Source organism: Hominisplanchenecus sp., from assembly GCF_046967715.1.
In the GTDB taxonomy this organism is placed as follows: Bacteria; Bacillota; Clostridia; order Lachnospirales; family Lachnospiraceae; genus Hominisplanchenecus; species Hominisplanchenecus faecis.
In genome coordinates, this window is record NZ_JBKVNQ010000013.1 from 1 (window position 1) to 21,245 (window position 21,245).

Sequence of the window (21,245 nt, forward strand, 5' to 3'; positions counted from 1 at the left end):
AGTAGGAATGAAACATAAAGGTTTATAACTTTTTATAAGTTTTCAGTAACGGAATTGCGATGGAACAATATTCGGTAACCGGGATGAGCTGTGCCGCCTGCAGCAGCAGAGTAGAAAAAGCAGTCAGTAAAGTTCCGGGTGTGACTTCCTGCTCGGTGAGTCTGCTGACAAATTCGATGGGCGTGGAAGGGACGGCAACTTGCGATGCGATCATCTCGGCGGTGGAAGCTGCAGGATATCATGCAGAAAAGAAGGGAACGGGCACAAAGGGAAATCAGGGCAGTGCGGCAAAGGATGATGCACTGCTGAAAGATACGGAAACACCAAAACTGAAAAAAAGGCTGTTTGCTTCGGTTGGTTTTTTACTGGTACTGATGTATTTCTCGATGGGGCATATGATGTGGAACTGGCCTCTGCCATCTTTCTTTGCGGGAAACCATGTGGCGATGGGACTGCTTCAGCTGCTTTTGACGGTCATTATCATGGTCATCAACCAGAAATTCTTTATCAGTGGTTTTAAAGGACTGCTGAATAAATCCCCGAACATGGATACGCTGGTAGCTCTTGGATCCGGAGCATCGTTTCTTTACAGTGTCTATGCACTGTTTGCGATGACGGATGCCCAGGTAAAGGGTGATATGGCAGCTGTCATGGCGTATATGCATGAATTTTATTTCGAATCTGCGGCGATGATCCTGACACTGATCACGGTCGGCAAAATGCTGGAGGCACGTTCGAAAGGAAAGACAACGGATGCACTGAAGAGTCTGATGAAACTGGCACCAAAGACAGCAGTTCTGCTGCAGGACGGTCAGGAAGTGACCGTTTCCATCGAAGAAGTACAGGCGGGTGACATTTTTGTAGTGCGTCCTGGAAAAAATATACCGGTGGATGGTATCGTTCTGGAAGGAAACAGTGCAGTAAATGAAGCGGCACTGACCGGTGAGAGTATTCCGGTTGACAAAGCAGAAGGAGATAAAATTTCTGCGGCAACAGTCAATCAGTCCGGATTTATCAAATGCCGTGCGACCAGAGTCGGAGAAGATACCACGCTTTCACAGATCATTCAGATGGTCAGTGATGCGGCAGCCACAAAGGCACCGATCGCCAAGATCGCAGATAAGGTTTCCGGTGTGTTTGTACCGGCAGTCATTACGATCGCAGTGATCACCTTCATCGTATGGATGCTGGCAGGCCAGACCTTTGGATATGCACTGGCAAGAGCCATTTCCGTTCTGGTTATCAGCTGCCCGTGTGCCCTCGGACTTGCGACCCCGGTTGCGATCATGGTCGGAAATGGTATGGGTGCAAAGCATGGAATCATGTTTAAAACAGCTGTTTCGCTGGAAGAGACCGGAAAAATGCAGATCGTAGCACTCGATAAGACCGGTACGATCACAAGCGGAGAGCCGAAAGTAACCGATATCATTCCGGCGGAAGGCGTAAGCGAAGAGGAGCTGCTTCAGATGGCATTTGCTCTGGAAAAGAAAAGTGAGCATCCGCTGGCAAAAGCGATCCTGCTGGAGGCAGAGCGGCAAAAAGTCAGAGCAGAGGAAGTATCGGATTTTCAGGCACTTCCGGGAAATGGTCTGACAGCCAGTCTTCATGGAAGCCGCCTCTTTGGTGGAAATATGAAATTTATCTCCGAAATCTGCAAAATTTCAGAGAAACAGAAACGCCAGGTGGAAGCACTGGCAGAAGATGGAAAGACGCCGCTGTTTTTTGCAAAAGAAGACCGTTTGCTCGGTGTGATCGCAGTAGCGGATGTGATCAAAGAAGAGAGTGCAAGAGCCGTAAAAGAACTGCAGAACATGGGAATCCGGGTAGTCATGCTGACCGGGGACAATGAGCGGACAGCAAGGGCGATCGGACGGCAGGCAGGCGTTGATGAGGTCATTGCCGGAGTCCTTCCGGAAGGAAAGGAAAGTGTCATCCGCTCTCTGAAAGAAAAAGGAAAGGTTGTCATGGTAGGTGACGGCATCAACGATGCACCGGCCCTGACAAGGGCAGATATGGGAATTGCAATCGGAGCCGGAACGGATATCGCAATCGATGCGGCCGATGTTGTGCTGATGAAGAGTAAGCTGGATGATGTACCGGCAGCGATCCGTTTGAGCCGTGCGACACTGAGAAATATCCATGAAAATCTGTTCTGGGCTTTTATTTACAACATCATCGGCATTCCGCTGGCAGCCGGAATCTGGATCCCGGTCTTTGGATGGCAGTTAAACCCGATGTTCGGGGCAGCAGCCATGAGCCTTTCAAGCTTCTGCGTGGTAACAAATGCACTGCGTCTGAATTTCTTCGGAATGTACGATGCAAAAAAAGATAAAAAAATAAAAAATCAGGTTACGTTACAGACTGTGAATGCAAAATCACAGATGCAAAATAAATCAAAGGAAAAGGAGAATCATACTATGGAAAAAACAATGGAAATCAAAGGAATGATGTGTGGACACTGCGAGGCAACCGTAAAGAAGGCACTGGAGGCACTGCCACAGGTAGAGGAAGCGATCGTCAGCCACGAAAAAGGAACTGCAGTTGTAAAGCTGAATGCAGAGATCGCAGATGAGACACTGAAAAAGACCGTAGAGGATAAAGACTATCAGGTAGTGTCTGTAAAGTAAGGCATAACGCATCTGTCTGCAATATTTGCCGCATGGCTGAACGGCTGCAAACTTTACAAAAACCATACAAAAGTTTGCTTTACAATTAAAGAAAAAGGAATTATAATGGTTGAGGGTCTGTAAAGCCCTCAACTTTTTTCTTAAATTTCAGTACAAAGGCAGGTGAACAGAATGGACAGTTGTGACAGTCATGGGCGAAGTAGAAGCATAGGATGGGAAGTGAGCAGCAGTCCGTTCTGTCTGGTTTTCTGATTTCTTATCCTATTTTCCGACTCCCCTGGACCGTTATGAAAGTTCAGTCATGTGCAGAAAATCATTTACAGTTTTGTTTTTCTGTATTTTTGTGTGGCTGAACGGTTACGAAAACAGAATAAGGAGGATGAGACATTGGAAAACAAAGATTATACATCAGAGATCCTGGGTATCATCAGAAGCAATGCTTCACCGGGCGTTATGCGGAATCAGCTCGAAGATTACCATGAGAATGACCTGGCAGAGGTGTTCCCGGATCTTACCATTGTAGAAAGAAGAAAGATCTGTCGTATCCTGGATACGGAGATGCTTTCCGATATTTTTGAACATATCGATGAGAAACCGGCAGCGGAGTATCTGGATGAGATGGATGTCAGAAAGGCAGCAAAGATCCTCTCCAGTATGGAGACCGATGCGGTGATCGATGTCCTGAAGATGATCCCGAAGGAGAAAAGAGCACTGCTGATCGAGCTGACCGATGCAGATACAAGAGAAGATATCGCTGTGATCGCTTCTTTTGATGATGAAGAGATCGGAAGCAGGATGACGACCAACTTTATCATGATCCGCGAGAATCTTACGGTAAAGCAGGCGATGAGCAGCCTGGTAGAACAGGCAGCAAAGAACGATAATATTTCTACCATTTTCATGGTGACGGAGGATCAGACGTTTTACGGAGCCATGGATTTAAAGGATTTGATCATTGCAAGACAGGATTCTCCGCTTGAGGATCTGGTTGTAACTTCTTATCCATATGTATATGGTCATGAGCTGATCGATGACTGTATTGAAAAACTGAAAGATTATTCCGAGGATTCTATCCCGGTATTAAATAATAACAATAAACTACTCGGTGTTATCACATCGCAGAGCATCGTATCACTGGTCGATGACGAGATGGGCGAGGATTATGCGATGTTCGCCGGTCTGACTGCGGAGGAAGATTTAAAAGAGCCTCTGCGTGAGAGTATCAAAAAACGTCTGCCATGGCTGCTCGTTCTGTTAGGTCTTGGTATGGTTGTTTCTTCTGTTGTAGGTATATTTGAGACGGTAGTAAGCCAGCTGACGATCATCATGGCATTCCAGTCACTGATTCTGGATATGGCAGGTAACGTCGGTACGCAGTCACTGGCTGTAACGATCCGTGTCCTGATGGATGAATCTCTGACCGGCAAACAGAAGTTCCAGCTTGTTTTGAAAGAAATGAAGATCGGATTCTCGAATGGTATGATCCTGGGAACGATATCGTTTGCTCTGGTGGGATTATATATCGCACTGTTTAAAGGCAAGACATTCCTGTTTGCCTATGCGGTGTCCGGATGCATCGGCCTCTCTCTGGTACTGGCGATGGTCGTTTCCGGAGCGGTTGGTACCTGTATCCCGCTGTTTTTCAAGAAGATCCATGTAGACCCGGCCGTTGCGTCCGGCCCGCTGATAACAACGATCAACGACCTTGTCGCAGTTGTGTCTTATTACGGACTGAGCTGGATTCTTCTGATCAATATACTGCATTTGGCAGGCTAAATTCAAGTCGAAAGAAAAAAAGACAATTGCACAGCGGCAGTTGTCTTTTTTTTGACGAAAGATAACATACCATATCGCTATGTTTTGAAGGTATTGACAAGTTTTCTGTTTTATGATACCATAATTAAAACCTAGTAAACATATGTGAAATATAAAGATAAGGAGTAGCTATGAAATTATCAATGAAAAGCAGATATGCATTTCGGGCATTGGCAGATCTGTCGATCCATTCCAAATCAGCACATGTGCCTCTGAATGTCCTTGCACAGCGAAATGGGATCTCGCCGCAGTTTCTGGAGCAGGTTTTCGCAAGCCTTCGAAGAGCCGGAATTGTCAGAAGCATCAAAGGACCGCAGGGAGGCTATTATCTGGCCAGACCGGCCAGTGAGATCACCGTCAGCGACATTGTCTATGCGATCGACGGTGATTATTATATAACAGACGAAAAGACAGCCGATCCCTGTAAAGATGAAGAAATATCCGATGTCATCCAGGAGCTGATCATCGATCCGCTGAACCGGCAGACGAAGAAAGTACTTCAGGGTGTCACACTCGAAGATATGGAGGAAGAATATTTAAAGCATAACGAAGAAGAATATATGTATTATATATGATGATGCCCGGGTTAAAAGCCTGAAACGAAACGGAGCAATCTGCAGGCATCCTTATTTTTAAAAGAACAAAACAGCGGTAAAGCTGACATAAAAAGTCGGCTTTACTTTTTTGCGTTTTCCATGTAGAATAACAGCGATAATAAAAACAACGGCAGAAAAAGGGTTGGGGGAATGGCATGGATTGCAGACCGATCATAGAAAAACTGAGAAAAGAACAGGATGCACAGATGGAGGAGCTTCGGTATCTTCTGGAGCATCTGGATGAAGAATCCAGTGCGTATCTGCGGGCGGCAGCAGCAGAAGAAGCGGTCAGGCACTTTGGCAGAAAGATTTATCTGCGAGGGCTGATCGAGTTTACCAACTACTGCAAAAATGACTGTCTCTACTGCGGTATCCGCAGGGGCAATCAGAATGCAGTGCGTTACCGTCTGACACTTTCACAGATCATGGAGTGCTGTAAGATGGGCTATGAACTGGGCTATCGGACTTTTGTGCTGCAGGGCGGCGAGGATGCTTATTTCAATGATGAACGGATGTGTGAGATCATTCGCTCGATCAAGAAAGAATATCCGGACTGTGCAGTGACGCTCTCGCTTGGCGAACGTTCAGAAGAATCTTACCGTGTGATGCACAAAGCAGGGGCAGACCGCTATCTTCTGCGAGAAGAGACATCCGTTCCGGAGCATTATGCGATGCTGCATCCAAAGCAGATGAGCCTGGAAAACCGACTGCACTGCCTTGAAATATTAAAAGAAACCGGTTATCAGACCGGATGTGGATTTATGGTGGGTTCACCGGGCTGGCAATTAGAATATCTGGCACGGGAACTGTGTTATATCAAAAAACTGAGGCCGCATATGATCGGCATCGGACCGTTTATCCCACACAAAGACACGGTATTTGCAAAAGAAACAGGAGGCAGTCTGGATCTGACTCTGAATCTGGTTGCCATGTTGCGGCTGATGAATCCAAACGCTATGATTCCGGCGACAACAGCGGTTGGCACGATCGATCCGAGAGGGCGTGAAAAGGCAATCCTTTCCGGGGCAAATGTCGTGATGCCGAATCTTTCACCGGTATCTGTGCGGAAAAATTATATGCTCTATGACAATAAACTGTGTACCGGGGATGAGGCGGCAGAATGTCGGAAATGTCTTGATGCGAGAATCCGCAGCATCGGCTATGAGATCGTCACAGACCGCGGTGATTACCGGGAATTTTAAAAGACAGGAGAAAAATTTTGGAAAACGTAAAAAGCTGCTCCCTTGCGGAGCTTGAAAATATGGAACAGGAAACGTATCAGCTGCTGGATATCCGAAGCATGGAAGCTTTTGATCATGGACATTTAAAAGATGCCCTCAATATTCCGGCAAATGAGCTGATTGAGCGAAAAGACGAACTTCAGACAGAAAAAAAGATCATTGTATACTGCCAAAGCGGTGTGATCAGTACCGATCAGGCAGAACTGCTTTCCGGGTTTGGATTTGATGCCTGCAGTCTGGAAGGCGGTTATGATAAATGGCTGCTGAACCATTTTCAGGAGACAGCCAGAAATGCGGATATTGAAAAGAGCATCCGCAAAAAATTCCATAAATCTATTTTCAGCAAATTTACAAAAGCAATCAATGAATATCAGCTTGTCCGGGAAGGAGATAAAATTGCTGTCTGTATTTCCGGCGGAAAGGATTCCATGTTGATGGCAAAACTGTTCCAGGAACTTCAGCGTCATCACAAATTTCCATTTGAAGTGGTCTATCTTGTGATGGACCCGGGCTATAACGAACGCAACCGTCAGATCATAGAGCAGAATGCAAAAATCTTAAACATTCCGCTGACGATTTTTGAAACGAACATTTTTGAAGCAGTTTATAATATTGAAAAATCACCGTGCTATCTCTGTGCAAGAATGCGGCGCGGTCATCTTTACAGCAAAGCAAAAGAGCTTGGATGCAACAAGATTGCACTGGGACATCATTTTGACGATGTGATTGAGACGATCCTGATGGGAATGCTCTACGGCGGTCAGGTGCAGACCATGATGCCGAAGCTTCACAGCATTCATTTTGAGGGCATGGAACTGATCCGCCCGCTTTATCTGATCCGGGAAGAGGATATCAAACACTGGAGAGACTATAACAGCCTGCACTTTATTCAGTGTGCATGCAGATTTACAGACACTTGTACGACTTGCAGGCCAAATGGGGAAAGTGCATCGAAGCGTATGGAGATCAAGCATATGATCGCAGAAATGAAAAAGGTCAATCCTTATGTAGAGACCAATATTTTCCGCAGTATTGAGAACGTAAATCTGGACACCGTTGTGGCATATAAGAAAAACGGAGTCAGACATTCATTTTTGGAGGATTATGAATCATGTTAAATCAGTTTTCGAGAACAGAGCTTCTTTATGGAAAAGAGGCAATGGAACGCCTGGCAAATGCGAGAGTTGCAATTTTCGGACTGGGCGGTGTCGGCGGTTATACAGCAGAAGCACTGGCACGAAGCGGAGTCGGTACTTTTGATCTGATCGATGACGATAAAGTCTGCCTGACAAATCTGAACCGTCAGATCATTGCGACCAGAAAAACGGTCGGAAAACAAAAAGTAGAAGTTATGCGTGACCGTATTCTGGAGATCAATCCGCATGCCAGGATCCATCTGCATAACTGCTTTTATCTGCCGGACCAGCGTGATCTGATTGATTTTGCGTCATGCACTTATGTGGTAGATGCCGTTGACACCGTGACGGCAAAAATCGATATTGTCATGGCGGCAAAAGAAGCAGGAGTACCTGTTATCTCCGCAATGGGAGCCGGAAATAAGATCCATCCGGAACTGTTTGAAGTGGCAGATATTTACGAGACATCCGTCTGCCCGCTGGCAAAAGTCATGCGGCGGGAATTAAAGAAACGTAAAGTAGACAGTCTGAAAGTGGTGTATTCCAAAGAGAAGGCACGCACGCCGATCGAAGATATGTCGATCAGCTGCAAGGCACACTGCGTCTGCCCGCCGGGTGTACAGAGAAAGTGTACAGACCGCAGAGCAATCCCGGGAAGTACGGCCTTTACACCGTCTGTCATGGGACTGATCATGGCAGGTGAGATCGTAAATGACATCGCACTTGGCGAAGAAAACAGACGCAAAAAGAAGTGAAAAAGATTATCAATTTTTTCAGCGTTACGTCAGGAGGGATGTATATGTCAACCATTATTATCTGTGCTATTTTAGTTGTGATCTGTTTCTTCGGAATCCGCAGTTCCATGAAACGTGTTTCAAACGGCTGCTGCGGAACCGGTGATGATGTGAAAAAAGTAAAAGCAGAGGATACCGATGTCTCTCATTATCCATATCATTTTGAAGTGGAAGTGGAGGGTATGACCTGCAGTCAGTGCAAAAAGAGAGTGGAGAATGCTTTTAACGAAAAGAAAGGCTTTTATGCGAAAGTAAATCTGAAACAGAAAAAAGCACAAGTTTACGCAAAAGAGCAGATTAGCACACAGGAGATCCAGGGTATCGTCAGATGCAGCGGTTATGATCCTGGAACCTGCAAAAAGATCGAATCCTTATAAAGTTTATCCATAGATAAATCTATTGATAAAAATTATCAATAATAAAAGAAAAAAATAATAGAAAAACACAAATCAGAGTGATATAATGCAAGGAAATTCAAAAATAAAACAAAACCAGGAGGTACAAAAGAATGTTAAAATGTTTAAAAAATGCAGATTGGAAAAAAACAGGAATTTTTGCAGCAGGTGTTGCTTTTGGTACAGCCGGTATTAAAGCACTGTCCAGCAACGATGCAAAGAAATTTTACACAAATGTTACTGCAGCAGTACTTCGTGCAAAAGAGTGCGTTATGCAGACGGTAACGAAAGTTCAGGAAAATGCAGGTGACATCTACGAAGAAGCAAAACAGATCAACGAAGAGCGTGCGGCAAAAGAAGCAGTTTATGATGATGAAGATTTAAAAGAAGTAGAGGATGAAGTGGAAGCAGAGGCTGAAGAAGCAGAAGCGGAAACAGAAGAAACAGCGGCAGAAGAGACAACAGAGGAAACTGCAGAATAGAGGTTTGAGGAAGATTGAAATTCAGAATTAAACACGAGATAAGAGGCAGGATCCGTATCCATATGGAGGCGAAACGCCTGTCTTATAAAGAGGCAGATCTTTTCCAGTATTATCTGGAAGAGCTGCCTCAGGTAACAAAAGCAGTTGTATATGAACGTACCGCAGATGCAGTGATCTGTTATCAGGGAGAACGCAGTACTTTATTAAAGAAGGTAGCTGCCTATCGCTGCAAAGATGTAAAAGTTCCGGATGGCATACTGGAACATTCCGGAAGGGAGCTGAATTCCCAGTATCAGGAAAAACTGGTTAATAAAGTTCTGTTCCATTACGGAAGAAAAGTATTTCTGCCGGCACCGATCGCCGCAGCTTACACTGGTTTCTGCTCAATCAAATACATCTGGAAGGGAATTCAGACACTTGCAAAAGGCAAGATTGAAGTTCCGGTACTGGATGGAACAGCCATCGGAGTTTCTGTACTGCGTGGTGACACGGCGACCGCAGGTTCGATCATGTTCCTGCTTGGCATCGGAGAACTGTTAGAAGAGTGGACGCACAAGAAATCCGTTGATGATCTGGCAAGGACGATGTCACTGAATGTAGATAAAGTATGGATAAAAGAGGCATCCGGCCAGGAAGTACTCGTATCCGCATCCAGGATCAGAGAAAATGATCAGATCGTGGTACATATGGGCAATGTGGTTCCGTTTGACGGAACTGTATCGGACGGAGAGGCGATGCTTAATCAGGCTTCTTTGACAGGAGAGTCTGCACCGGTACGCAAAACAGCCGGGAATACGGTATTTGCAGGAACCGTCGTAGAAGAAGGCGAGATCACGGTTCTTGTCCGCAAAGCAGGCGGATCAAGCCGGTATGAGAAGATCGCAGCCATGATCGAAGAGTCTGAAAAACTGAAATCCGGACTGGAGAGCAAGGCAGAGCATCTGGCAGACAAGCTGGTTCCGTATACACTTGCAGGAACCGTCCTTACCTGGCTCTTTACCAGAAATGTGACCAAGGCTCTCTCAGTGCTGATGGTAGATTTCTCCTGTGCACTGAAACTGGCAATGCCGGTATCCGTTCTTTCTGCGATCCGCGAAGCCGGAAGCTTCAAGATCACGGTCAAGGGAGGTAAATTCCTGGAAGCAGTGGCAGAAGCAGACACAATCGTATTTGACAAGACCGGAACGCTTACCGAGGCGAAACCGATCGTTGCAAAAGTGATCTCCTTTAACGGATACAGTGAAGACGAGCTGCTTCGCATCGCAGCCTGCCTGGAGGAGCATTTCCCTCATTCTATGGCAAAAGCAGTGGTAAATGCAGCCAAAGAGCGGCATCTGGATCACGAAGAGATGCATACAAAGGTAGAGTATATCGTGGCACACGGTATTTCTACTACGATCGAAGGCAAAAAAGCTGTGATCGGAAGCCATCACTTCATTTTCGAGGATGAAAAGTGCACGATACCGGAAGGAATGGAAGACAGGTTTGAAAACCTGCCGGAAGAATATTCCCACCTGTATCTGGCAATCCAGAACGAGCTTGCAGCCGTGATCTGCATTGAAGATCCGCTCCGAAAAGAAGCAGCAGGTGGTTGAACAGCTGCGTGAAGCAGGACTTTCCAAGATCGTTATGATGACCGGAGACAGTGACCGTACCGCAAAAGCAATCGCAAAACGTGTCGGTGTCGATGAATATTATTCCGAAGTACTTCCGGAAGATAAAGCAAACTTTGTTGAAAGGGAAAAACAGGCAGGACGCAAAGTCATTATGATCGGTGATGGAATCAACGATTCACCGGCACTGTCTGCGGCAGATGTCGGCATTGCGATCAGCGAAGGAGCAGAGATCGCAAGGGAAGTGGCAGATATCACTGTCGGTGCAGACGACCTCAAAGAGATCGTCAAACTCAAGAGACTGAGTGATGCACTGATGCAGCGTATCCGCAGGAACTACCGGATTATCGTCGGATTTAATACCGGACTGATCGTATGCGGCGTGACAGGCGTACTTCCGCCTACGACATCCGCACTGCTGCACAATACATCTACGCTGGTGATCGGACTGCAGAGCATGAAGAATCTGCTGGATGAATCGGAATAAAAGAAACAACAGCTGAAAACAAGAAACAGAATACATGGCAGTTACATTTTCTATATCAAAAGATATAACGGCCACCGTGTTCTGTTTTTTTAGTCGAAAAATCTCGTAGTATTCGTTATTTTTGAGAAATAAATATTAATAAAAAGTGTTTAATGAGAAAATGTATCAATAAAAACTAAAAAAAGTTGTTGACAGCTAATGAACATTAGCATATACTAACCATGAAGAAAAAGAAAAGGAGCCTGTTTTGAGCTTACTTTTATAAAAAGGGAGGTTGCAAATGATGCCTTTAACGATGGTGAACACAGGAGAACCGAGTGTGATCAAAAAGGTCGGTGGCAAAGAAGAAACCAGAAGATTTCTGGAGAAACTTGGATTTGTGCCAGGCGGAACTGTGACAGTTGTTTCTGAAATAGAAGGAAACCTGATCGTGAACGTAAAAGATTCCAGAGTTGCCATTGGCAAAGATATGGCCAACAAGATTATGGTCTGATGAAAAATGCTATCTCCGGAAAAATCAGAAAACAGAAAGGGTAGGCAGAGATGAAAACATTAAGAGAAGTTGCCTGTGGACAGACTGTCACAGTGAAAAAACTGAGCGGTGCTGGTCCGGTCAAAAGAAGGATCATGGACATGGGAATCACAAAAGGTGTCAGCATTTATGTAAGAAAAGTTGCACCACTTGGTGATCCGATCGAAGTAACCGTTCGCGGCTATGAATTATCTCTTAGAAAAGCAGATGCGGAAATGATTGAAGTAGAATAATTTTTTTTGTTCGTGGATTAGATGATGCTAACATAAATAAGAGATGCAAAATATAAATAAGTAAACACAAATAAAAATAAGCTGTGTAAATCAGCTCCCGGAAAAATGAGCCCGAAGGGTGATTGTTTTTTTGAGAAAGAGGAGGAAAGTATGTCAATTAAAATTGCATTGGCAGGAAATCCGAACTGTGGTAAGACTACACTGTTTAACGCACTGACAGGGTCTAACCAGTTCGTGGGAAACTGGCCTGGTGTAACCGTTGAGAAAAAGGAAGGTAAGCTCAAAGGCCATAAAGATGTAACCATTATGGACTTACCTGGTATTTATTCTCTGTCTCCATATACACTGGAGGAAGTGGTTGCCAGAAATTATCTGATCAACGAAAAACCGGATGCGATCATTAATATCGTAGACGGAACCAACATTGAGCGTAACCTGTATCTGTCCACACAGGTTCTGGAACTCGGTATTCCGGTGATCATGGCGGTTAACATGATGGATATCGTTGAAAAATCCGGCGATAAGATCTATGTTGACAAACTGAGCAAAAAGATCGGATGTGAGGTAGTTGAGATTTCCGCACTGAAAGGTACCGGAATCCAGAAAGCAGCAGAAAAAGCTGTCGCTCTGGCACAGAAAAACAAAACTTCCATTCCGGTTCATGAATTTACAAAAGATGCAGAGGACATCATTGAGAGAGTAGAAGACAAACTGGTCGGTGTTGTACCGGATGCACAGAGAAGATTCTTTGCGATCAAACTTCTGGAAAAAGATGATAAGATCCAGGATCAGATGAACACCAGCGTGGATGTATCCAAAGAGATCGCTGAGATGGAAGAAAAATTTGATGATGATACCGAAAGTATTATCACAAACGAGAGATATACTTACATATCTTCTATTATCGGAGAATGCTTAAAGAAAGACAGAAAAGAAAAACTGACTACTTCCGATAAGATTGATAAGATTGTAACAAACCGCTGGCTGGCACTGCCAATCTTTGCGGCAGTTATGTGGCTGGTATACTTTGTATCGGTAACAACCGTTGGTGACATCGCAACAGGCTGGGCAAACGATGGTGTATTCGGTGATGGATGGCATCTGTTCGGTATCGGAACAGCGTCCTACACAGAAGTTGCAGATGAATACACAGATGCAGAAACGATAGTAAATGGTTTCCTGGATTATGAAAGCGAGCAGGGCGTAGACGTAGAAAGCGTTCAGACAGCTCTGGATTCAGAAGCAGATGATTATGATCCGGCAGCAGCAAAAGCAGCTCTGACAGAGTTTGCAACAACCATTTCTGATGCAGATACAGCAACCTATTCTGTAGTAGATGAAGAGACAATGGCAGACGAAGAAGTAACTTCTACCGGTGCAGATTTCCAGGAAGCAGTAGCAACCATGGATAAATATGATTACACAGCTCCGGATCCGGCAGACTACGGCGTATGGATTCCAGGTATTCCGGTTCTGGTTGAGAATGTACTTGACAAAGTCGGCTGTGCAGAATGGCTGAGAGGTCTGATCCTGGATGGTATCGTAGCAGGTCTTGGTGCGGTTCTCGGATTCGTTCCGCAGATCCTGATCCTGTTCATCTTCCTGGCATTCCTGGAAGGATGCGGATACATGGCACGAGTTGCATTCATCATGGACCGAGTGTTCCGCAAATTTGGTCTTTCCGGTAAGTCCTTTATCCCAATGCTGATCGGCTCCGGCTGTGGCGTTCCGGGTATCATGGCTTCCCGTACGATTGAAAATGAAAGAGACCGTCGTATGACGATCATGACAACAACCTTTATCCCATGTGGTGCAAAACTTCCGTTTATCGCCATGGTTGCAGGAGCAATCTTCGGTGGAGCATCCTGGGTAGCACCATCTGCATACTTCCTTGGTATCGCAGCGATCATCTGCTCCGGTATTATCCTGAAGAAAACAAAAATGTTTGCAGGTGATCCGGCACCATTTGTAATGGAACTTCCGGCATATCATATGCCGACGATCGGAAGCGTTTTAAGAAGTATGTGGGAACGTGGCTGGTCATTTATTAAAAAAGCTGGTACGATTATTCTGGTATCTACCATCGCTGTATGGTTCACAACTTACTTCGGTGTCATGGACGGCAAATTCCAGATGCTTTCCGAAGACCAGATCGATTACAGTATTCTGGCTACGATCGGTAAAGCAATCTGCTGGATCTTCATTCCACAGGGATGGGGCAACTGGCAGGCAACCGTTGCATCTGTTACAGGTCTGGTTGCAAAAGAGAACATTGTTGGTACACTGGGCATCCTTTACGGAGGCGGAGACGCAAGCGTTTACGCAACCATGGGAGCAGCTTTCACAGCAGTAAGCGGATATTCCTTCCTGGCATTCAACCTGCTGTGTGCACCGTGCTTCGCAGCTATGGGTGCGATCAAACGTGAAATGAACAATACAAAATGGTTCTGGACAGCAGTCGGATATCAGTGCGGTTTTGCATATCTGGTATCTCTGGTTGTAAATCAGATCGGCGGACTGTTCACAGGAGCCGGATTCAGTATCTGGACGATTGTGGCGATCGCAGTTATTGTAGCATTCATTTACCTGCTGGCTCGTCCTTACAAAGAGAGTCAGACTCTGAACGTATCCGTAAAGACATCCAGGGCAAAATAAAGATTTTGCCGAAAGCCTGAAAGGAGGATTTTTTATGGGAACAGTTGTAGTTGGTATTATTGTGGCAGGAGTTGTAGCACTTGCTGTCCGCAGTATGGTACGCGATAAGAAAAACGGAAAATCCATTCAGTGCGGCGGAGACTGTAAGAATTGTGGCGGTCACTGCCATTAAGGGAGGGACGCTTGTGCCACAGAGAGAATATATCATCCGCAAGCTAAAGGAGCGTGGCTGCAGGATTACAAGACAGAGACTGATCATCCTGGATATCATCCTGCAGGAGGACTGCTCCTGCTGTAAGGAAATTTATTACAAAGCTTCCAGACAAGATACAAAGATTGGATTTGCAACGGTTTACCGTATGGTGAATATGTTGGAAGAAATCGGTGCCATCAGCAGAAAGAACATGTACAAAGTGGCATGTGAAGAACTGTGCGAAAATGGCAGCTGTGAAGCAGAAAAGAAAAAAGCTGCAAACAGCTGCATCGTGGAACTAAGTGACCGCACAACGTACTGTCTCTCGGCAGAGAAACTGGACGCAGTATTTCAGGCAGGTCTAAAAGCGTGCGGATATATTGAAGATCAGGAAATAAAAAAAATAGCCTGGAATTCTGACATGTGTTGTGCCAGATAAAGGTGGAAAACGGACTGTTTCAGGATAGTCTTGGCAGTCCGTTTTTTTAAAATCATAGGTTAGTTAAAACTAATTTAAGGTAGTCGCAAGAAGCATCGGGGCAAGGATGTCATAAAACCAATCCTGTACAAGCACGTCGTGGCTTCAGGTTTTTGACCCTGGCATCTTATAATTTTAAGAAAGATGGAGAGGATAAGAACATGAGTGTAGTGATTATTGGAGGAAACGAAAGAATGGTCTGTCAGTACGCTGACATCTGCAAATGCCATGGCTGCAAAGCAAAAGTCTTTGCAAAAGAGCATGGTTCAGTAAGAAAAAAAATCGGTTGCCCGGATCTTCTGATCCTGTTTACCAACACGGTATCACACAAAATGGTAAACACTGCGATCCAGGAAGCAAAACGGAACAACATTCCGGTTGCAAGGATCCACAGTAGCAGTGCAAGTGCACTGCACTCAGTACTGGAAGAACACTGCGTGGCAATGTAAAAAGGAGGTTTCTCATGCTGGAACGATATCTGATCGAACACTGTTCGCCGACTCTGGCATCGGTGAAGACGGCAAATTTGTTTACCTGGTCTTTTGCACCGGAGGAAATGCCAGAGCAGCAGGTACGGTACTGGAATCAGGAATTACAGGCGAGGGGGATTTCACTTGTTGTCCTGAGAGTACAGAATCAGAAGGCACTGATGTATGTATGTCGCAAACAGAGACTGCAGGAGCGGCTCGATGATCAAGAAGTGCAGAACTTCCTTGGAAAATACGGCTATGTACAGAAAGATGCCGATTATGCATTGCAGAGACTGAAAGAGCGTCTTGCAAAAGCAGAAGGATTCCCACATGAGATTGGTGTGTTCCTTGACTATCCGCTGGAAGATGTGGTTGGTTTTATTGAGAACGCAGGGCAGAATTACAAATGCTCCGGCTGCTGGAAAGTATACTGCAATGAATGTGAAACAAGAAAACTTTTTGCAAAATACAAAAAATGCAGAGAAGTCTATCGAAGACTGTGGAAGCAGGGGCGGGACATCCGTACACTTACTGTCGCGTCATAAGACTGCAAACATGATTTTGCAGCAGATGCTCCGCAGATATTGTTAAAAAATGTCGGAGGGCAAAAGTCCGACAGCATGAAAAATATAAAGAAGAAAGAAGAGGAATAAAACATGAGCAAAGTAGCAGTTGTATATTGGAGTGGAACAGGAAACACAGAGATCATGGCAAATAAAGTAGCAGAAGGTGCAAAAGCAGGCGGAGCAGAAGTAGAAGTATTTGAAGCAGAAGGTTTCTCCGCTGATAAAATGGATGAGTTTGATGCAGTAGCATTCGGATGCCCGTCCATGGGATGCGAAGAACTGGAAGATACCATTTTTGAGCCGATGTTTGCTTCCTGCGAATCCAAACTCCAGGGCAAGAAGATTGCACTGTTTGGTTCTTACGGATGGGGCGATGGAGAATGGATGCAGAACTGGGAAGAAACCTGCAAAAACGACGGTGCGTCCCTTGCATGTGACAGCGTGATCTGCAACGAAACACCGGATGATGAGGCAGAAGCAAACTGCGTCAACCTCGGAAAAGCACTGGCATAAGCAGAAACTGAAATTCATAAAACCGCAATAAGAAAAGAATGAAAACCTTCAGGGCAGATGAAAAAACGGATGCTTTGGAGGTTTTTGTTATGGAGGCAAAACAAAGAACTTTGGCGGAAGTTCCCACAGTTGCGATACCGCTGTTTCCTGTGTTAGAATAATAAGATGATGCCAGGGTGCTATGTGCCAGTGGCACATGTTTAGCACCGACCGAAGCGGAGCGTAGAAAGGATTGTGGGAGTACGAAGTACGGAGCAATTCGTAAGGCATCTTTATGTAAACGTCAGATAGCAGAAGAAAGGGGAGCAGGCAGATGCGTCTTGAAAAAATACAGGCTTATTTAAAAGAGAAACAGTGGAACTACGAATACACGGAGGAGGACGGGCTTGGAAGCATTGATTTTGAGCACCGTGGACTGAGCTATCACATCTGGGAATTTGAGGATGGTGGATACGGTGCGGAGACAAATGTGCGTACCGTGGGAAGACAGGAAGACATCATGGGGAACTACGAACAGGAGATCATCGAAATCCTGAAAACCTGGTAAGATGAAAGGAACGGAAAATGTTTGAAATAGCACGGTAGATGTGCTATCCTACTGTCTATGGAGGTGAAAGCCATGAAATTAACAAAATTACTGGAAAGAGTAGAATATGAATGTATAAATGGCTCTGTAGATGTCGAGGTGGCAGATCTTGTCAATGACTCCAGAAAAGCAAAAGAAGGTTCTCTGTTTTTCTGCATCAAAGGAGCCGTTTCTGACGGACACAAATACGCAGCAGATGTGATCGCCAAAGGAGCAAAAGTTCTGGTCGTGCAGGATGAAGTAGAAGCTCCGAAGGATGTGACGGTGATCAAAGTGGCGGACAGCCGCTATGCGATGGCAATGATCTCAGCAGCATATTTTGATTATCCGGCGGAAAAAATGAAAGTGATCGGTATCACCGGAACAAAAGGCAAGACCACGACCACGTATATGATCAGATCCATCCTGGAAAGTGCGGGACACAAAGTCGGACTGATCGGAACGATCGAGGCGATCATCGGAGAGGAGCATATCCCAGCGGCCAATACGACACCGGAGTCCTACACCGTGCAGTCTTATTTTGACCGGATGGTAAAAGCAGGATGCGACTGTGTTGTGATGGAAGTATCTTCTCAGGGACTGATGCTGCACAGGACGGCAGGCATTCCGTTTGAGATTGGTATTTTCACGAACATTGAACCGGATCACATCGGACCGGCAGAACACGCAAGTTTTGAAGACTATATGCACTGCAAAGGGCTGCTGTTCCAGCAGTGTAAGCTTGGCATTGTCAATATGGATGACAAACATCTGGAGCAGGTGTTAAAAGGTCATACTTGCAGGATTGAGACATTTGGATTCTCAGAAAAAGCAGATCTTCGTGCCGAAAACACAAAACTGGTATCAAGACCGGGTTATCTTGGTATTGATTACACGGCGGAAGCAAAGGATTTCCATCTGGATGTCGAGATTGATATCCCGGGTAAATTCAGCGTCTACAACTCTCTGACAGCGATCGCAGTCTGCCGTCATTTCGGTGTCTCAAAAGAGGACATCTTAAAGGCACTGGCACAGGCGAAAGTAAAAGGCCGTATCGAGATGATCAAAGTTTCCGATGATTTTACGCTGATGATCGACTACGCCCATAATGCCATGAGCCTTGAGAGCCTTTTGACGACATTAAAAGAATATCATCCAAAGAGACTGGTATGTCTGTTCGGGTGCGGCGGAAACCGTGCAAGATCCAGAAGATTTGAGATGGGAGAAGTCTCCGGAAGACTTGCGGATCTGACGATCATCACATCCGATAACCCACGTTTCGAGAAACCACTGGACATTATTGCGGACATCCGGACCGGCATCGAAAAAACGGATGGTAAATACATCGAGATACCGGATCGGAAAGAGGCGATCGCCTGGGCGATCCACCACGGTCAGAAGGGGGATGTCATCGTTCTTGCCGGAAAAGGACATGAAGATTACCAGGAGATCGAAGGCAAAAAATATCCGATGGATGAGCGTGTGCTGATCCGGGAGATTCTTGCGGAAGATGCAGCGAAAGGAAAGTAAGTGTCAGGAACAGAACAAGTACTTTACGCAAATGTGATCGTAGATATCAGCCACGAAAAGCTGGATAAGATTTTTCAGTACCGCGTGCCGGATGTTCTGCGGATGCAGATTCATCCGGGAACAGCCGTTACGGTTCCATTTGGAAACGGCAACCGCAGGATACAGGGCTATGTGGTCAAACTGACGGACCGGACCGATTATCCGCCGGAAAAGATCAAAGAAATACAGGGAGTCTGTGCAGGTCAGACAGGCGTAGAAGGAAAGCTGATCGCACTGGCTGCGTGGATGCGGGATTATTATGGTTCCACGATGATCCAGGCATTAAAAGCAGTGCTTCCGGTCAAACAGAAAGTGGCACAGAAAGAACAGAAACAGATTCGTCTGCTGCTGCCGGAAAAAGAAGCACGGGAAATGCTGCAGGTTCTGGAAAAGAAAAATCAGAAAGCCAGGGCAAGACTTTTAGATGCTTTGCTGGTGATTGCGAAGCAAAACGAAAAAGGCATGGCAGTTCTTTCCTGGGAGCGGGCAAAGGAGCAGTATGGCGTTACCATGCCAGTTGTACGGGCAATGGAAGAAAAGGGTATCGTAAAGCTGGAAAGCATGCGGATCTACCGCGATCCGCTGGATCTGATGATCTCCCGGTCCAATCAAAAGCAGGAAGAGGTAAAAATGCAGACAGGCAGAGACTTTTTTCTGAACGAAGAACAGCAGCTGGCAGTCCAAACGATTTTAAAAGAGTGGGATCAGAAAGATAAGTCTGTTTATCTGCTGCATGGTGTGACTGGGAGCGGAAAAACAGAAGTCTACATGGAACTGATCGATTTTGTGCGAAAACAGGGCAAACAGGCGATCTTTTTGATTCCGGAGATCGCTCTGACGTATCAGATGGTGTTGCGGTTTTACCAGCGGTTTGGAAGTCGTGTATCCATTCTGCATTCACGGATGTCAGCCGGAGAACGCTATGATCAGTACGAAAAAGCAAAAAATGGTGAAATTGACATTATGATCGGGCCAAGGTCGGCACTGTTCACACCATTTTCAAATCTTGGCATTATTATTATCGATGAGGAACACGAAGAGTCCTACAAAAGTGAGACGGTCCCTCGTTATCATGCAAGAGAAACAGCACAGAGACGGGCCGAAATGGAAGGTGCGAAGCTCATTCTGGGATCGGCAACCCCGTCGGTGGAGTCGTATTACCGGGCAGAAAAGGGAGAATATTGCCTGCTGGAGATGAAGAGGCGGGCGAACAGACAAAAGCTTCCGTATGTCTGGATTGGAGATATGCGAAACGAGATGCGGGAGGGCAACCGCAGTATTTTAAGCCGATATCTGCAAGAGCAGCTTGGGATGTGTCTCGAGAGGGGCGATCAGGCGATGCTGTTTTTAAACCGACGCGGTTATGCCGGTTTTGTGGCATGCCGTTCCTGCGGTACGGTGATCGGGTGTCCGCACTGCAACGTGTCCCTGTCACTTCACAAAAAAGGTACGGCAGGCGAAAAGCTGGTGTGTCATTACTGCGGCTATACACAGCCAAATCCACGCCTCTGTCCGTCCTGCGGTTCTCCTTTTATCGGAAGTTTTCAGGTGGGGACACAGCAGGTAGTAAGCCAGGTGCAGCGTATGTTTCCGAAGGCACGTATTTTGCGTATGGATGCCGATACGACCAGAGGGAAAGACGGACATCATAAAATTTTAGAGACCTTTGCAAAAGGCGGAGCCGATATTCTGGTCGGGACGCAGATGATTGTCAAAGGGCATGATTTTGCAGATGTCACGCTGGTAGGGGCACTGGCAGCGGATCTGTCGCTCCACATGAGCGATTACCGGGCAGCCGAGCGGACCTTTCAGCTGCTGACGCAGGCGGCCGGACGTGCCGGCAGAGGTGAAAAAACGGGAAGTGTCGTGATCCAGACTTATGAGCCGGATCATTACAGTATAAAAGCGGCGGCAGCTCAGGATTATCAGGCTTTTTATGAAGAAGAGATCCTGTACCGCAGCCTGATGGATTATCCGCCGGTCGGCGGTATGCTTGCCCTGCACGGGCAGGGGGAGGATGAAAGTTACCTTCAGATGGCGATGGAATATTTGAAAAAATACCTGGATGTACTGGCGAAGAAAACACAGGCAAGAGTGATCGGACCGGCAGATGAAAGCGTTTCGAAAGTTGCGGATATTTACAGAAAAGTGATTTATGTAAGGCATGGGCGAAAAGAAGTGCTGGATCAGATCAAAGAGCGGACAGAACAATATATTGAAATAAACAGAGGTTTTGATAAAATTACCATTCAGTATGACAGAGATTAGAGAAAGCGGAGGATAAA

At 45.8% G+C, this 21,245-nt stretch carries 19 protein-coding genes and 1 pseudogene; all 20 read left to right on the forward strand.

Features of this window, described 5'->3' with window-relative positions; translation table 11 throughout:
- Positions 1-59 precede the first annotated feature (59 nt).
- The 20 genes and pseudogenes from ACLTL4_RS03080 (at position 60) to priA (ending at position 21,228) form a co-directional block, all read left to right on the forward strand.
- A complete protein-coding gene (locus ACLTL4_RS03080; protein WP_022119011.1) occupies positions 60-2,627 on the forward strand; it encodes a heavy metal translocating P-type ATPase in 2,568 nt (855 codons plus the stop codon).
- 387 nt (positions 2,628-3,014) lie between these two features.
- On the forward strand, positions 3,015-4,403 hold the full coding sequence (gene mgtE / locus ACLTL4_RS03085) for a magnesium transporter (RefSeq protein ID WP_022119012.1): 1,389 nt from the start codon (positions 3,015-3,017) through the stop codon (positions 4,401-4,403).
- Between the two features lie 170 nt (positions 4,404-4,573).
- Positions 4,574-5,017 carry an RrF2 family transcriptional regulator gene (locus ACLTL4_RS03090; protein ID WP_022119013.1) on the forward strand — a complete coding sequence of 148 codons (444 nt, stop codon included), beginning with the start codon at positions 4,574-4,576 and terminating at the stop codon, positions 5,015-5,017.
- 176 nt (positions 5,018-5,193) lie between these two features.
- Positions 5,194-6,240 (forward strand): [FeFe] hydrogenase H-cluster radical SAM maturase HydE, encoded by a 1,047-nt coding sequence (hydE, locus tag ACLTL4_RS03095; protein ID WP_248836008.1) that lies wholly within the window; start codon positions 5,194-5,196, stop codon positions 6,238-6,240.
- A 17-nt stretch (positions 6,241-6,257) separates the two neighbouring features.
- Entirely contained in the window at positions 6,258-7,397 is a 1,140-nt protein-coding gene (locus ACLTL4_RS03100) for a rhodanese-like domain-containing protein (protein ID WP_330589915.1), read from the forward strand.
- Positions 7,391-8,170, forward strand: a complete 780-nt coding sequence (locus ACLTL4_RS03105) for a ThiF family adenylyltransferase (RefSeq protein WP_022119017.1) — start codon at positions 7,391-7,393, stop codon at positions 8,168-8,170. The genes ACLTL4_RS03100 and ACLTL4_RS03105 overlap by 7 nt, the downstream gene beginning before the upstream one ends.
- A 44-nt stretch (positions 8,171-8,214) precedes the next feature.
- Positions 8,215-8,586, forward strand: a complete 372-nt coding sequence (locus ACLTL4_RS03110; RefSeq protein ID WP_412290435.1) for a heavy-metal-associated domain-containing protein — start codon at positions 8,215-8,217, stop codon at positions 8,584-8,586.
- 131 nt (positions 8,587-8,717) lie between these two features.
- Positions 8,718-9,086 carry a DUF6110 family protein gene (locus tag ACLTL4_RS03115; RefSeq protein ID WP_147631144.1) on the forward strand — a complete coding sequence of 123 codons (369 nt, stop codon included), beginning with the start codon at positions 8,718-8,720 and terminating at the stop codon, positions 9,084-9,086.
- A 14-nt stretch (positions 9,087-9,100) separates the two neighbouring features.
- A pseudogene (locus tag ACLTL4_RS03120) lies at positions 9,101-11,186 on the forward strand (heavy metal translocating P-type ATPase).
- Between the two features lie 280 nt (positions 11,187-11,466).
- Positions 11,467-11,679: a FeoA family protein gene (locus ACLTL4_RS03125; protein ID WP_022120021.1), complete on the forward strand. Its 213-nt coding sequence runs from the start codon at positions 11,467-11,469 to the stop codon at positions 11,677-11,679.
- 50 nt (positions 11,680-11,729) lie between these two features.
- Entirely contained in the window at positions 11,730-11,951 is a 222-nt protein-coding gene (locus ACLTL4_RS03130) for a FeoA family protein (protein ID WP_022120022.1), read from the forward strand.
- A gap of 150 nt (positions 11,952-12,101) precedes the next feature.
- Positions 12,102-14,606, forward strand: coding sequence for a ferrous iron transporter B (feoB, locus tag ACLTL4_RS03135; RefSeq protein WP_412290433.1), 2,505 nt, complete (start codon positions 12,102-12,104; stop codon positions 14,604-14,606).
- A 34-nt stretch (positions 14,607-14,640) separates the two neighbouring features.
- Positions 14,641-14,778 carry a FeoB-associated Cys-rich membrane protein gene (locus ACLTL4_RS03140; protein WP_022120024.1) on the forward strand — a complete coding sequence of 46 codons (138 nt, stop codon included), beginning with the start codon at positions 14,641-14,643 and terminating at the stop codon, positions 14,776-14,778.
- 13 nt (positions 14,779-14,791) lie between these two features.
- Complete coding sequence (locus ACLTL4_RS03145; RefSeq protein ID WP_173896295.1) at positions 14,792-15,238, forward strand: Fur family transcriptional regulator; 447 nt, start codon at positions 14,792-14,794, stop codon at positions 15,236-15,238.
- Positions 15,239-15,438: 200 nt separating this feature from the next.
- Positions 15,439-15,726, forward strand: a complete 288-nt coding sequence (locus ACLTL4_RS03150) for a DUF2325 domain-containing protein (protein WP_022120026.1) — start codon at positions 15,439-15,441, stop codon at positions 15,724-15,726.
- Between the two features lie 14 nt (positions 15,727-15,740).
- The gene (locus ACLTL4_RS03155) at positions 15,741-16,292 is read left to right on the forward strand and encodes a DUF3793 family protein (protein WP_022120027.1); all 552 of its coding nucleotides are present in this window, start codon (positions 15,741-15,743) and stop codon (positions 16,290-16,292) included.
- Between the two features lie 111 nt (positions 16,293-16,403).
- Positions 16,404-16,826 carry a flavodoxin gene (locus ACLTL4_RS03160; RefSeq protein WP_022120028.1) on the forward strand — a complete coding sequence of 141 codons (423 nt, stop codon included), beginning with the start codon at positions 16,404-16,406 and terminating at the stop codon, positions 16,824-16,826.
- Between the two features lie 313 nt (positions 16,827-17,139).
- Entirely contained in the window at positions 17,140-17,373 is a 234-nt protein-coding gene (locus ACLTL4_RS03165) for a hypothetical protein (RefSeq protein WP_022120029.1), read from the forward strand.
- A gap of 72 nt (positions 17,374-17,445) precedes the next feature.
- Positions 17,446-18,921 (forward strand): UDP-N-acetylmuramoyl-L-alanyl-D-glutamate--2,6-diaminopimelate ligase, encoded by a 1,476-nt coding sequence (locus tag ACLTL4_RS03170; protein ID WP_147631149.1) that lies wholly within the window; start codon positions 17,446-17,448, stop codon positions 18,919-18,921.
- The gene (gene priA, locus ACLTL4_RS03175; RefSeq protein ID WP_412320215.1) at positions 18,922-21,228 is read left to right on the forward strand and encodes a primosomal protein N'; all 2,307 of its coding nucleotides are present in this window, start codon (positions 18,922-18,924) and stop codon (positions 21,226-21,228) included. It begins immediately after the preceding gene.
- The last annotated feature ends 17 nt before the right edge of the window (positions 21,229-21,245 follow it).

What these genes read in the sequence shown, in the direction of transcription:
- ACLTL4_RS03080 (WP_022119011.1), top strand. Translation starts at nt 60, where the DNA reads ATGGAACAATATTCGGTAACCGGGATGAGCTGTGCCGCCTGCAGCAGC.
- ACLTL4_RS03090 (WP_022119013.1), top strand. Translation starts at nt 4,574, where the DNA reads ATGAAATTATCAATGAAAAGCAGATATGCATTTCGGGCATTGGCAGAT.
- hydE (WP_248836008.1), top strand. Translation starts at nt 5,194, where the DNA reads ATGGATTGCAGACCGATCATAGAAAAACTGAGAAAAGAACAGGATGCA.
- ACLTL4_RS03105 (WP_022119017.1), top strand. Translation starts at nt 7,391, where the DNA reads ATGTTAAATCAGTTTTCGAGAACAGAGCTTCTTTATGGAAAAGAGGCA.
- ACLTL4_RS03110 (WP_412290435.1), top strand. Translation starts at nt 8,215, where the DNA reads ATGTCAACCATTATTATCTGTGCTATTTTAGTTGTGATCTGTTTCTTC.
- ACLTL4_RS03115 (WP_147631144.1), top strand. Translation starts at nt 8,718, where the DNA reads ATGTTAAAATGTTTAAAAAATGCAGATTGGAAAAAAACAGGAATTTTT.
- ACLTL4_RS03125 (WP_022120021.1), top strand. Translation starts at nt 11,467, where the DNA reads ATGATGCCTTTAACGATGGTGAACACAGGAGAACCGAGTGTGATCAAA.
- ACLTL4_RS03130 (WP_022120022.1), top strand. Translation starts at nt 11,730, where the DNA reads ATGAAAACATTAAGAGAAGTTGCCTGTGGACAGACTGTCACAGTGAAA.
- feoB (WP_412290433.1), top strand. Translation starts at nt 12,102, where the DNA reads ATGTCAATTAAAATTGCATTGGCAGGAAATCCGAACTGTGGTAAGACT.
- ACLTL4_RS03140 (WP_022120024.1), top strand. Translation starts at nt 14,641, where the DNA reads ATGGGAACAGTTGTAGTTGGTATTATTGTGGCAGGAGTTGTAGCACTT.
- ACLTL4_RS03150 (WP_022120026.1), top strand. Translation starts at nt 15,439, where the DNA reads ATGAGTGTAGTGATTATTGGAGGAAACGAAAGAATGGTCTGTCAGTAC.
- ACLTL4_RS03155 (WP_022120027.1), top strand. Translation starts at nt 15,741, where the DNA reads ATGCTGGAACGATATCTGATCGAACACTGTTCGCCGACTCTGGCATCG.
- ACLTL4_RS03160 (WP_022120028.1), top strand. Translation starts at nt 16,404, where the DNA reads ATGAGCAAAGTAGCAGTTGTATATTGGAGTGGAACAGGAAACACAGAG.
- ACLTL4_RS03165 (WP_022120029.1), top strand. Translation starts at nt 17,140, where the DNA reads ATGCGTCTTGAAAAAATACAGGCTTATTTAAAAGAGAAACAGTGGAAC.
- ACLTL4_RS03170 (WP_147631149.1), top strand. Translation starts at nt 17,446, where the DNA reads ATGAAATTAACAAAATTACTGGAAAGAGTAGAATATGAATGTATAAAT.